The following is a 13250-nucleotide window of genomic DNA, read 5'->3' on the forward strand; positions in this document are numbered from 1 at the left end:
CCAGCCTGACGGGCGCTATCGCGCCGAGTCCGTGCCTGAGGCCCCGCTTTCGGGACGACCCTGAACAAGACCGGATGAGCGCTGGTGCCGGCCTCGGTCGCGCCGGCTTCTCAGATTAAGAGCGCCTAACAGAACCGTTTGAGCTGGTTGAGTGTAATGAGGCTGGCAGCGAGGCTGGTGAAGGCTTCGTAGATGTCTGCACGTCGCTCATAGCGCACGGGCAGCCGACGGAAGCGGTTGAACCAAGCGTGTGTGCGCTCCACCACCCACCGGTGCCGGCCCAGCCTCTCGCTGCTTTCGATGCCGCGGCGTGCGATGCGTGGGGCAATCCCACGCGCCCGGCACTCGTGTCGGCGCGGTTGAGCGTCGTAGGCTTTGTCAGCGTGCAGTTTGTCCGGGCGGTGTCGCGGCCGGCCTCGCCGACCATTGCGCACGGGTGGGATGGCATCGAGGGTGGGTGCCATCATCACGCTGTCGTGCCGGTTGGCCCCACTCAGGCGGAAGCCGAGCGGTGTACCGCGCGCGTCGGTGACGAGGTGGCGCTTCGTGCCCGCCTTGCCCCGGTCCGTCGGGTTCGGGCCGGTGGCAGAGCCCCTTTTTTGGCCGGGACAGCGGCGCTGTCCAGGCTCGCTCGGCTCCGGTCGATCTCGCCCGCCCCGTGCAGGCGCTCCAAGAGCACCTGATGCAGGCGGGCCCACACGCCGGCCGCCTGCCAGTCGCGCAGGCGCCGCCAGCAACTCATCCCGCAGCCGCAGCCCATCTCCGCTGGCAGCATCTCCCAGGGAATGCCTGAGCGCAGCACGAACAGAATGCCGGTCAACGCGGCTCGGTTCTCGATCGGCCGTCGGCCACCTTTTGGACGTGGGCGGGGCGGCGGCAGAAGCGGCGCAATCTCGGTCCAGAGACCATCGGGCAGAAGCGGACGAGCCATTACGACCAACGCCCACCCGCCCGATCCGTGCCCGTTCTGTTAGGCGCTCTAATCCGTGCTGCTTAGAGCCGTGCCCGGCGGTGTTGCGACAGGACGGTGGCTGGAGCGTTGACGGGTGAAGGAGCCAGCGATGCCTTCACCGTTGTCTGTCGATCTGCGCGAGCGCGTCGTGGCGGCCGTGACAGAGGGCGCTTCCTTCCATCAGGCGGCGGCGCGGTTCGGGGTGAGCGTGTCGAGCGCCAGCCGCAGGTCGCAACGGTTTGCGCAGCAGGGTCACGTCGCCCCCAAACCGACGCACGGCGACGACCGCCTGCCAGCGATCGAGGCGCATGCGGATCTGATCCTCTCCCTCGACGAGGCCCGGCCCGAACGCTTCCTGCGCGAGTTGCGCGACGCCCTGGCCGAGCAGGGCGTGCAGACCAGCACGAGCGGGCTGTCACGCTTCTTCGCTCGCCATGGGATCACCCGTAAAAAGGGGCGCTGTACGCAACTGAGCAGGAGCGGGCTGACGTGAAGGCGGCGCGTGAGGCGTGGTTCGCGGCTCAGCCTGACCTCGACCCCGACAAGCTCGTCTTCCTCGACGAGACGGCGGCCGCCACCAACATGGCCCGCCGCTACGGTCGCGCCCCGTGCGGCAAGCGCTGCCGGCTCCTCGTGCCCCAGGGCCATTACAAAACGACCACTATCACCGCCGCTCTGCGCACCACCGGCCTGTGCGCCTTCGACCTCGCGGATGGCGCTACCAATGGCCAGCGCTTTCGCGACTACGTCGCCAACCGCCTCGTCCCGGTGCTGCGGCCCGGCGACGTCGTGATCCTCGACAACCTGCAAGCTCACAAGGTCAGCGGCATCCGCGAGCGGGTCGAGGCGGCCGGCGCCCGGCTGCTCTACCTTCCGCCCTATAGCCCCGAGTTCACCCCGATCGAACAGATCTTCGCCAAGCTGAAAGCCCTGCTGCGGAGCGCAGCCGCCCGCACCGTGCCAGACCTCTGGAACGCCATCCGGCACGCCTTCACCCGCTTCACTCCAGACGAGTGCCGCAACAGCCTCGCCGCCGCCGGCTACGACAACGACTTGGCCGTCGCTACGTAAGCGGGAACGGCTCTAACCAGGGGCCTTTTCTGCAACGATACCTCGCCGACCACAATCAGAGAAGCGTCTTCTGCGACGTGGCATCGAAGTCAGACTTTGACCGCTCCGATAACCGGATTCGCTCTCGGTTACTGACCCGGCGGGGCAGAGGCTGGCTGAGCTTGATCCTTAGCAAATTTCCGAACCGACGGCCAAATCCTCGCCGCGTTGCCTCTTGCATCACTGCGGACGCCCATTTGTGAATGGGGCGAGCATAACACAAGGTCGGCGTGCACTGCCTCTCCGATGCGACGAGCCCTCGGCGGGAAGAGGCCAATTTCCCCTCGAGCCAAAATCCTCTATGGAGTCAAATCCATACCCACAAAAGCCTTGACCAGATTCACAGGGAACGGACGCGCTTACAAAGTGGTGGACGCATCCGAATTCCGGATCAGTGCAGCCAACGAATCGCGACGATTGGGCGGAGATTTTACGTGTACTGGATGAATGATCTTCACGTATTCACTACGCAATCGGCAAAAAAAATATTTCATAATATTGGACTGGACGGAAGTGATCACTGTTTAAGTTCTCATTGGCGCTTTTTCTACGAGGAGGATCCTGCTATAGGTCTGCCTATAACGCGCGCGGAAGTGTCGGCCCCTTACTCTCAGGAAGCCTTCGAGAGATTGGCTCATCGTTTTACAGAGTGGTTCACGCAAAATGGAAATAGAGCTGATTTCTTCTACACTAGTTTTACATCTAAGCTTGTGCATCTGTTTAAATATCTTGAGATCCCAATCTACTGTCAGTTGTCGTTTCGCTTTGACGACAACCATGAGCTTCTTCCCAGCGATGCCGCGGCTCTCCGGGATCTGCTGATCGGATTGGCTGGATCGGGACGTCTCGAGTTGAGCGCAAACAACCGTTACGATGCCATGTATTTTTATTACTACACAGGCATTCAGCCGACATACATTCCATCGACGGGCTCATATATTGAAAAACACTACAATCCTCAATCTGATCGAGTTCTGATTGGCCCAGGCAGGCATTATAGTTACGGCACTTACCTCATGGATTTTATAGCGGAACAAACGCGTTCGCGCTTCGGGCTGAACGTGCAGACGGTCGCCTCAGCATTTCCGGACGGCCACTCCTGGGAAAAGTTATGCGAGTGCCGCGCGATGGTGGTCATACCTTATGCGGTGAGCAGCGGATCGTTCTTCGAATACCTCTCGATGGGTATACCACTGTTCTTCCCGTCGCTCCGACTCCTGACCGAGTGGCACTGCTCGAACTACCTGTTAGTCGAGCGCAAGCCATCCCTGAAGCCAATGTGCGCGTCACGAATGGCGGCGGTCATCGAAACGATGCCGGATCCCCAGAATGACTTCGACAGAGACGCGGTTCGCTTCTGGCTGCAATATTCCGACTGGTACCACTGGGATGGGGTCAAATTGTTCGACAGCCTCGATGAACTCGGAGAGATGCTTAGTCATTTCAATAATTTCAATCAAAGTCGCAAGCAGAAAAATCAATCGGCCCGCGATTTCGAAGGTGCAACGCGAGCTTGGTTAAACTTATTGAAATAATATGACTTGTGATTGGTGCGTGAAATTTACGATATCAATGTTGGTCCCTTGTTGCGGAATTATTGATAGGTTTCTGCGGTTACGTTAGCAAAACAATTGAAGCTGAGACACAAGGACTGAAGGTTATCATAGATATGTCGGACAAATACGCCATCGTCATCACGAGTATCAACTACCCGACACGAGCCGTAACCGAGATTGCTCGCGACGCAGGCCGACTGGATGCGCGGTTTGTCATCGTCGGGGACAGTAAAAGCCCACCCGACTTCGCTCAGCCCGGCGCCGCGTATCTAGATCTCGATGCTCAGGCGCGCACCGGTTTCCGCTACGCGGTTGAAGCTCCGGCGCAGCATTATGCCCGCAAGAACGTCGGCTATCTCCACGCGATCGCCGCGGGCGCGACTGTTCTGATCGAGACCGACGATGACAACATTCCGCATCCGGAGTTTTGGAAACCTCGGTCTGCCCGCGTTTCGGCTCGGGTCATTAGCCAGCCGGCCTGGACCAATGTCTACCGCTACTTCCATGATGGATTGGTCTGGCCGCGGGGGTTGCCCCTCGACCAGGTGAACGCGCCTCTGCCCGAGCCGATATCCGCTCAAGACGTCTACTGTCCTATCCAGCAGGGTTTGGCCGACGATAATCCAGACGTCGATGCGATCTATAGGCTCCTCCTGCCCATCCCGTTCCGCTTCAACGAGGCCCCCGCGTTGGCATTGCGAGGTGCCTGGTGCCCCTTCAACAGTCAGAACACGACCTGGTGGCCGGACGCCTTTCCGCTTCTCTACCTGCCCTATCACTGCTCGTTTCGAATGACTGACATCTGGCGCAGCTTCGTTGCGCAGCGGATCGCGTATGCCAACGGATGGGGCGTGTTGTTCCACGCAGCCACCGTCTTTCAAGAGCGCAACGTTCACGATCTGATGCGGGACTTCGCCGAGGAAGTGCCGGGATACCTCCATAATACGGCCATTCGAGACGCCCTCGATCAGGTTGAGGTCGGAGCGGGGATAGCGCATATTCCCGACAACATGCGCGCTTGCTACGAGCGATTGGTGGCACTCGAACTTGTCGGCCGCGGGGAATTGAGGCTTTTGGACAGTTGGCTTGAAGGCCTCTCAGAGGCGACGTCGTCCCGTTTCTAAGGCCGGGTTTTAGGGAAGCGCGGCTGCATCCGATCCTCCCGCCAAACGAGCGGGAGGGCGTTTGTTTCCACGGGCATGAACGGCAATGTTAAAGGATAGCGCGACTGCAGCGAGATAGTTGCAGGCCAGGCGGTCGTAGCGGGTCGCAGCGCGCCGCCGATTCTTGAGATGGCCGGACAGGCGCGCGATCCGATTGCGCCACCGGGAGGCAATGCGGCTATGCTGGAAGGGCACCGTCCGAGTGCCCGTGGACGGGATAGGGCCGGTCACCCGACGGCTCTGGGATGTGCCTGTGGGGGGTTAGATCGTCGTGTGCGGGCCCGGAGGCGGAGAGTGCGTCCTGCCAGCGGCGACCGACCTTGGGACGTGCAGGATGCCGCTGACCACCTGCCAGTCCTCGATCCGAGGTTCGTCTGATTGGCCGTCCGGCAAATGCGGCTCGATCAGCGCCCAGGCCTCATCCGAGAGCCGGTAAAACCGTGCCCTCGCAATCCTCCTGCGCTGAAAACCCCAAACTCACGAAGAGAACGCGAGCGTTGGCAAATGTTTGTCTGAGTCGCCTGCCGGGTGCTGCTAGGCGGCGCTTGCCCGCTCGCCTCGGTGGGATTATCGTTGTGCTAACATGCCGCTAATCAAGCGCTCTTAGCGCTGCGCCCGGAATGGGCTGATCGGGGCAACACGGCTTGGTCGGAAGATGCTGGCGTCTTACACCTCAGATCATCGACTGCGAGAATGCGTGTGTGCCCGACGCTATCGCGCCGCAAATAGGCTATAGGGGCTTGGAAATCCGAGCTTTCGGCAGGGAACGGACGCGTGATGGACGGTCGAGGTCAGACCATTTTCGTGGCGGGCCATCGGGCATGGTGGGCTCGGCGATCGTGCGTCGGCTGCGTGAGCTGGGCCACGAGCGCATCCTCACGGCCGACCGCCAGAGTCTCGACCTTCTCGATCAGGCGGCGGTCCGTCGCTTCTTCGCCGACAACCGCATCGATCAGGTCTACCTTGCGGCCGCCAAGGTCGGCGGCATCCACGCCAACAACACCTATCCCGCCGAATTCATCCACGAGAACCTGCTGATCCAGTCGAACCTGATCGACGCCGCGCACACGCACGATGTCGACCGGCTGCTGTTCCTCGGCTCGTCGTGCATCTACCCGAAGCTGGCCCCGCAGCCGATGCGCGAGGACGCGCTCCTGACCGGGCTCCTGGAGCCAACCAACGAGCCCTACGCGATCGCCAAGATCGCCGGGATCAAGATGTGCGAGAGCTACAACCGCCAATACGGGCGGCGCTACCGCAGCGTCATGCCGACGAACCTGTACGGGCCGAACGACAACTTCCATCCCGAGAACGCCCACGTCCTGCCGGCGCTGATGCGCCGCCTGCACGAGGCGAAGGTCGAAGGCCGCCCGTCGGTCACGGTCTGGGGCACCGGCCGGGCGATGCGCGAGTTCCTGCACGTGGACGACATGGCCCGCGCCAGCGTCTTCGTGATGGAGATGGACGACGGGGTCTACGCGGCCAACACGCGGCCGGACCTGTCGCACATCAATGTCGGCACCGGCGAGGATTGCACCATCCGGGAACTGGCCGAGGCGCTGGCCCGGGTAATCGGCTACGCAGGCCGGCTCGACTTCGACGCCACCAAGCCCGACGGGACGCCGCGCAAGCTGATGGACGTGTCGCGCCTCAGGGCCATGGGCTGGCGGCCGGAGATCGGCCTGGAGGACGGGCTGCGCCAGACCTATGGATGGTTCCTCGAGTACCACGCCTCGATTCGGAGCTGAGTGGTTAAGAATAAATCTGATCTCAGCGCAGCGTCTCTACAGGCTTTTTGGCCGGGCAGCGGAAGAATTTTCTCTGATTATGGTTGTAAGATGCGGATCCTAATCGACGGCGTGTTCTTCCAACTTGCGCAGTCTGGGATTGCGCGAGTATGGAATTCGCTTATTCCTATACTCAATTCTTATCCTGACGTTTCGATCATTCTCGCCGATCGAGGTAACTGTCCCAACATCGTGGGCGTAAAATCCGTTCCGTTTCCAGCATACCATGCGTCCTACGCGGCGGACGATTCTATCCTCCTGCAAAAGCTCTGTGATTTTCACAGGGCCGATATCTTTTTGTCAACCTTCTTCACCACCCCGCTGGAAACTCCGAGTGTTCAAGTGGTGTACGACATGATCCCGGAAAGGTTTTCGTTCGATCTTCGCGACCGTTTCTGGGCCGAGAAGGAAACCGCGCTTTCTTATGCGCGCTGGTTTGTCTGTATTTCGAGGACGACAAAAAGTGATTTGTTGCATCTCTATCCAGAAATATCTCCGAGCAATGTCCGGTTTGAATACCTTGGCTATGATAAGTCTATCTTCGTGCGATCAAGTCCGGCCGAAATCGAGAAATTTTTGAATGCCTATGGGCTTCGGCGGCCATTTCTCCTGATGGTGGGGTCCCGAGATCAGAATAAAGGATATAAAAATGGGAAAATTTTATTTGAAGCGCTGCTCAACTCAGGCAGATGCGATTTAGACGTACTGTGCATAGGCGGCGAAGAGAAATTTGACGAGCAATTGATCGCTGAAATCGGAAATCAATTTCGTGTGATGCGCATCGAGGCGACCGACCAGGAACTTGCACATGCCTACTCAGCGGCCCGAGCGTTCATCTATCCCTCCCTCTATGAAGGATTCGGGCTGCCAGTCGTAGAGGCCATGGCTTGTGGTTGCCCCATCGTCACAACCAACAAGGGCTCTCTGGCCGAGATTGCCAGAGAACCGGCATGCATAATTGTTGAGCCTGACTCCGTCGACGATATGATCGGCGCACTCACGCTGCTCGACGACGAGAGCCGCAGAGAAGCAATGCGCGCGGCCGGCTTGAGGGACTGTCTTCAGTATAATTGGAACGACATTGGGCGGGCGCTCTTTGACGCATGTTGTGACGCGTTAAAGGATGCAAAGCAGGGTGAACGCCAAGGCTTTTACGATAAATGGACGCTTCTTCGATCTATCCAATCTCAAGTTAATACCAAAGCAATATTCTGAAAAGCGCCGCTGATGGCAGTCAAGGGTTGAGGAGCCATTTGATGCGCCCCGGCGAGCCGGTGGTTTAGGACTGGGGGAAGCGACCCGCCGTTGATCCATTACTGCGCCGAAATGCGGTCGTGGGCTGCACGTCGTGCATCCTGGATAGGCTGCAACCCGCAAATAGTTGGCTCCATATGTCTCTCACAGCGCTGCGGATACTTTCACGCCCTGGCTTGCAAGTCTTAAGGAGCGGCCATGACCTCCCTCCGGTTGGCTTGGTTCGATTAGGGAGCCTGCCAGCACGGTGAGACATGGCCATGTGGGGCCGTTATAATGTTTAATGCGAGCTCCAGATACGGATTGGAGTTGCTCGCGCCGATTATCTCGAAAAGACTATCGTCGTACAGGAAGCGCTGGATCGCCGTCCATTATACCAACTCAGCTATGGCCAACCTCCGAGCTTCCCGCTAAATCCCATGTAAATTTGCGCTGCTGGGCAGCGTCCATGTGGCGGATCCGAATTATGTCAGGTACTCCAAGTTGCTCCCTTTTAGTTAGAACCTACGCCGACGATGCGCAGAGGCTCGAGTTCTTATTAAAATCAATTGATAAGTATTGCAAAGAACTTGATGAATACGTCGTAGTCTGTCGCGAGCGGTGCCGGTCGGCAATAGAGCCGATTGTTTCGCGTTACAGTCGTTTCAAGTTTTCAATTTGCCCAGACTATGATTTCGACTACATAGGTCAGCAGATAACAAAATTGAGGTCTCATATTTATACGAATTGTGACTTTGTCCTTCATGTCGATAGCGATTGTATATTTATCAAACCATTCGATTTGGCTTCGCATTTTTTCAATGGGTTGCCTGTGCTTTATCACAGGGAGTATGACTATTTCTACCGAGAAAAGGTTGAGATGCCGTGGCAATATATTACATCAAAATTTCTGTGTCGGCAGGTCGATTTCGAGTTTATGGCGCTGTTTCCGCTTATTTATCCGCGGAGATTGTATGTCGATCTCGAGGAATGGTTTAGTGGCACTCACGGTTTCGGATATGAGGGCATTGAACCGCGGCTGAAACTCCGTCACGAATTTTCTGAGTTCAATCTTATGGGGGCGTTTAGTTACTATAGGCCTACTGATACGCCGGCTTATCATATTCATTTGAATTGGGGAGATTGCAATCCTGAACATTTTGTCAAACAATATTGTCTTAGTGGCGAACGAGCTGATCGGTCGGCGGGTAGTGAGGAGATTTTAGAAATTGAGCGAATAATCGATCTTTAGAAAGTCAAATAAGGTCACCTACACGCTTTATCGGCCGCAGAGTTTGATCCTCCGGCGGTCGGTGGGCCTGTCAGCTGCCTTGACGCGCGGCCCGTTGCGGTCGTAGCAGCCGGGCATCTTCGGGACGGGACGGGTTCATGACGGCCAAGCGAGCGCTGATCACGGGTGTGACGGGCCAGGACGGCGCCTATCTGGCGCAGCTGCTGCTGCAGAAGGGCTACGCCGTCACCGGCATCGTGCGGCGCTCCAGCCATGCCGGCGTGTTCGACCACCGGTTGAAGTGGCTCGGCATCCTCGACGATGTCGAGCTGGTCGACGGCAACCTGCTCGACCTCTCGGCGCTGATGCGCATCGTCCAGGCCGCCAAGCCCGACGAGATCTACAACCTCGCCGCCCAGTCCTTCGTGACCTCGTCGTGGCAGCAGCCGCTTCTCACCGGGCAGGTGACCGGCCTCGGCGCCGCGCACATGCTGGAATGCCTGCGCTCGGTCGCCCCCAGGCGCGCTACTACCAGGCCTCGACCTCGGAGATGTTCGGGCTGATCCAGGAGGCCAAGCAGAGCGAGTCGACGCCGTTCTACCCGCGCTCGCCCTACGGTGTGGCCAAGCTCTACGCCCACTGGATGACCATCAACTACCGCGAGAGCTTCGGGCTGCACGCCTCGAACGGGATCCTGTTCAACCACGAGAGCCCGCTGCGCGGGGTCGAGTTCGTGACCCGCAAGGTCACGGACGCGGTGGCGCGGATCAAGCTCGGCACGCAGAAGGAGCTGCGGCTCGGCAACATCGACGCCAAGCGCGACTGGGGTCACGCCCGCGACTACGTGCAGGCGATGTGGCTGATGCTGCAGCAGGACCGCCCGGACGATTACGTGATCGCCACCGGCCGGACCACGACGGTGCGGGACATGTGCGCGATCGCGTTCAAGCATGTCGGCCTGACCATGGACGACCACCTCGTCATCGACCCGGCGCTGTTCCGGCCCGCGGAGGTGGAAGTGTTGCTCGGCAACCCCGCCAAGGCGAAGGCGACCTTCGGCTGGGAGGCCGAGACCAGCCTGGAGGCCCTGATCACCGAGATGGTCGACGCCGACATCAAGCGCCTCAGCGCCAACGCCTGAGACGGCTGCCTACGATGTCTCATTTCACCATCCAGATACACCCGATGATCCTGTGTGGGGGGACGGGGACGCGGCTGTGGCCGGCGTCGCGGGAGAGCATGCCCAAGCAGTTCGCCCGGCTGGTGGATGCCGAGCGCTCGACCTTCCAGGCGACGCTGGCGCGGGTGTCGGACGCGTCCGTCTTCGCCAAGCCCACGGTCATCGCCTCGGCCGAGGCCCGCTTTATCGTCGCCGAGCAGCGCGACCAGCTGGGTCTTGCCGCCGACATCCTGCTGGAGCCGCAGGGCCGCGACTCGGCCGCCGCCGTGGCGGTGGCCGCGCTGCATGCCGCCGCCGCCGACCCGCAGGCCGTGGTGCTGATCCTGGCCGCCGACCACGTCGTGCCCGACACGGAGGCCTTCGTCGACGCGGTGCGGCGCGCGGCCGCCGGCGCCCAGGCCGGCTACACCATGACGCTCGGCATCGAGCCGGACCGGCCCGCCACCGATTACGGCTACATCCGCCGGGGCGAGCCGATCGCCGAGGCGCCCGGCGCGGCCCGGGTCGCCCGCTTCGTCGAGAAGCCCGACCGGGCCGGCGCCGAGGCGCTGATCACGGACGGCGCCCTTTGGAACTCGGGCTACTTCCTGTTCCGCGCCGACCTGATGCTGGCCGAGCTGGAGGCGTTCGTCCCCGAGGTGCTGGCGGCCGCGCGCGCGGCGCTGGAGGCGGCGGTGACCGACCTCGACTTCGTGCGCCTCGATGCGGCGGCCTTCGCCCGGGCGCCCAAGATCTCGATCGACTTCGCGGTGATGGAGCGGACCGCCCGGGCCGGGGTGCTGCCGGTGTCGTTCTCGTGGTCGGATGTCGGCACCTGGGACGCGGTCTGGCAGGTGCTGGACCACGACGCGGAAGGCAACGCCGTGCGGGGCCGGGTGTCGCTGATCGGCACGAAGAACAGCCTCGTGCACAGCCAGGGCGAGGGCCTGACCGCGGTGGTGGGCCTGGAGGACGTGGTGGTGGTCTCCACCCCCGACGCGGTGCTGGTGGCCTCCAAGGCGCATTCGGGCCAGGTGAAGGATCTGGTCAACGCCCTGCGGGCCTCGGGCGCACCGGAGGCGGACGCGCATCTGCGGATGTACCGGCCCTGGGGCTGGTACCAGCGGATCGACATCGGCGAGCGCTTCCAGGTGAAGCGGATCCAGGTGGTGCCGGGCGGACGCCTGTCGCTGCAGAAGCATTACCACCGGGCGGAGCACTGGGTCGTGGTGCGCGGCACCGCCGAGGTGACGATCGACGACCGGGTGGTGCTGGTCCACGAGAACGAGGCGGTCTACCTGCCGATCGGCTCGATGCACCGGCTGGCCAATCCGGGGAAGATCCCGCTGGAGCTGATCGAGGTCCAGGTCGGCTCCTACACCGGCGAGGACGACATCATCCGCGTCGAGGACATCTACGGACGCTGAGCCAGCTGCCGCGCTCGGGGCCGTGCAGACCGAAAACCTCCCACTAGCCGGCTGCGACAGCGTAGCCGATCGCCGCCCGAGATGCGCCCGGCCCGATTCGCCGACCAAGGCGAGGCTTCTGATCTGGATCGCAAAGGCAGCCCCATGCGTCTGCTGCACCCGTTCATCGTCCTCGCCCTCGTGGCCGGGCTCAGCCTGCCGCCCGGGCAATCCCAAGCATCGCCGGAGCAGCAAGGGCCTGCGCGGAACAAGGACCCGGACGGGGCCTCACGCGCGGTCAGGCCCTTGCTCCTGACCGATTTTGGGGCGGTTTCGGGGCGGGACTCGACCGCTGCGCTCCAGGCCGCGCTCGACGCCTGCGGCGTCACGGGGCGGCCGGTCCTCGCGCCGGCCGGGACCTATCTCTTCTCCGGGACCGCCGCGTGGCCGACGGCTTCCGGCCAGAACTGCCCGGGCCTCTCCGGCGAGGGCGACAAGACGCTGTTCGTGCTCGCGAACTACAACGGACCGGTTATCCGCGCGACCGTTCAGGCGAATGTCCCGCAGACCGGACGCACAATCGCCCATATCAACACGCAGGCGCAGTGGCCATCCGCGGCTGCGTCCCACGATCGCGCGGCCCTCATCGACATCGAAGGCGCATCCCCGGGCTGGAGTTACGGCCATTTCCGGGACCTGGGCGGCTACGCGATCGACCACATCGTGAAGATCGATACGGATCCGGGCGCCAAGTCGGGGGACGGGTGGGAAAGCTACTCTGGCTGGAACGACTTCTCCGATCTCTACGGTGGGCCTGGCAGCCAGGGCATCCGGCCGGACAGCTTCCTTCTCTACCCGCGCGGATCCTCGACGGGGAACACCTACACGAATTTCCGCGGCGCCCCGAAGCGCGCCTTCCTCCGCTACGAGGGGCCGGGTTTCGTCGTCGGCGACATCGTGGTCACGGCGGGTCAGCTGGGCGGCGGCCGGGTCATCTCGATCGGCCCGAACACGACGTTCAACCGCAACATCGTCGTCGACGGGACACAGGTCGACGCGGGATCGACCGAGGTCTTGGCGTGGGACGGCGGCCCGACGCCCCCCTCCCGCGTCATGGCGCGTGGCTCGTTCGGGGGATCCGCGCCCTGGTCGGGCGTGCCACCGCTCGGACATAGCGCGGTCGACGATCTCGGCGGGTCGGGATGGAGTGCGGGCGCCCACATCGTCGAGCACGGCCGGACGGCTGACGGCGGCGCTGCCACCAACGTCGCGGAACTCTGGAAAGTGACGATCGCCCCGCGTTCCATGACGCGCATCGAGGTCTCGGTCACCGGTTCCGCCGGAACCCTGGGCGCTGGCGGCGTGATCAGCACCTTCGACGTCGCGTGCGGCGCGCGCGGCGCGATGCGGACTGTGTTCGTCAGCGGAAATCAGATCTCGGCCGACGCGACGGCCGGCGTGCCGCCAGGATGGCCGACGATCGCCACGGCCGAAGGCACAGATCCGGCTGGAAACTGCGTCCTGACCCTGACGGCGCGCTGGCGGGGCGACGGCGCATCCGATCTCGAAACGAACATCCTGGCGCGCCACGGCCGGATGAAGGTGCAGCGCGGCGCGCAGGTCGGCCTCTGAGCGCCTCCGCGCCGCGCCGGT

General features: G+C 61.9%; 8 protein-coding genes and 3 pseudogenes. 9 read left to right on the forward strand and 2 right to left on the reverse strand.

The genetic code is table 11. From position 1 onward, the window contains the following. Positions 1-125: 125 nt before the first annotated feature. Positions 126-931, reverse strand: a protein-coding gene (locus tag A3862_RS25125; RefSeq protein ID WP_100793923.1) for an IS5 family transposase whose coding sequence is annotated in 2 segments (ribosomal slippage) — positions 126-601 and positions 601-931 — 807 coding nt in all. Because the reading frame shifts where the segments join, the coding sequence is not laid out codon by codon here. 130 nt (positions 932-1061) lie between these two features. On the opposite strand from A3862_RS25125, the gene A3862_RS25130 reads away from it, so the two are divergent. The 3 genes from A3862_RS25130 (at position 1062) to A3862_RS25135 (ending at position 4742) form a co-directional block, all read left to right on the forward strand. After that, positions 1062-2023, forward strand: a protein-coding gene (locus A3862_RS25130) for an IS630 family transposase (protein WP_100793929.1) whose coding sequence is annotated in 2 segments (ribosomal slippage) — positions 1062-1413 and positions 1413-2023 — 963 coding nt in all. Because the reading frame shifts where the segments join, the coding sequence is not laid out codon by codon here. 473 nt (positions 2024-2496) lie between these two features. Further along, positions 2497-3597: a hypothetical protein gene (locus A3862_RS31195; RefSeq protein ID WP_124263015.1), complete on the forward strand. Its 1101-nt coding sequence runs from the start codon at positions 2497-2499 to the stop codon at positions 3595-3597. Positions 3598-3731: 134 nt separating this feature from the next. After that, positions 3732-4742, forward strand: coding sequence for an STELLO glycosyltransferase family protein (locus tag A3862_RS25135; RefSeq protein WP_043756268.1), 1011 nt, complete (start codon positions 3732-3734; stop codon positions 4740-4742). Between the two features lie 96 nt (positions 4743-4838). Here the strand turns inward: A3862_RS25135 and A3862_RS32650 are convergent. Beyond that, positions 4839-5234 (reverse strand): annotated as a pseudogene (locus tag A3862_RS32650) (transposase); the annotation flags it as partial. A gap of 324 nt (positions 5235-5558) precedes the next feature. Between A3862_RS32650 and fcl the strand changes: the two are divergent. From fcl to A3862_RS25165, 6 genes and pseudogenes are all read left to right on the forward strand, one after another. Further along, positions 5559-6529: pseudogene (gene fcl / locus A3862_RS25145) on the forward strand (GDP-L-fucose synthase). Further along, positions 6530-7783: a glycosyltransferase family 4 protein gene (locus tag A3862_RS25150; RefSeq protein ID WP_124263016.1), complete on the forward strand. Its 1254-nt coding sequence runs from the start codon at positions 6530-6532 to the stop codon at positions 7781-7783. It begins immediately after the preceding pseudogene. A gap of 505 nt (positions 7784-8288) precedes the next feature. Next, positions 8289-9053 carry a DUF6492 family protein gene (locus A3862_RS31200; RefSeq protein ID WP_124263017.1) on the forward strand — a complete coding sequence of 255 codons (765 nt, stop codon included), beginning with the start codon at positions 8289-8291 and terminating at the stop codon, positions 9051-9053. A 137-nt stretch (positions 9054-9190) separates the two neighbouring features. Then, positions 9191-10173: pseudogene (locus A3862_RS25155) on the forward strand (GDP-mannose 4,6-dehydratase). Between the two features lie 14 nt (positions 10174-10187). Continuing rightward, on the forward strand, positions 10188-11618 hold the full coding sequence (locus A3862_RS25160; RefSeq protein WP_043756264.1) for a mannose-1-phosphate guanylyltransferase/mannose-6-phosphate isomerase: 1431 nt from the start codon (positions 10188-10190) through the stop codon (positions 11616-11618). A gap of 144 nt (positions 11619-11762) precedes the next feature. Beyond that, positions 11763-13229: a hypothetical protein gene (locus A3862_RS25165; protein WP_043756261.1), complete on the forward strand. Its 1467-nt coding sequence runs from the start codon at positions 11763-11765 to the stop codon at positions 13227-13229. Positions 13230-13250: the final 21 nt, after the last annotated feature.

Origin of the sequence: Methylobacterium sp. XJLW (assembly GCF_003254375.1) — a bacterium.
GTDB lineage: Bacteria > Pseudomonadota > Alphaproteobacteria > Rhizobiales > Beijerinckiaceae > Methylobacterium > Methylobacterium fujisawaense.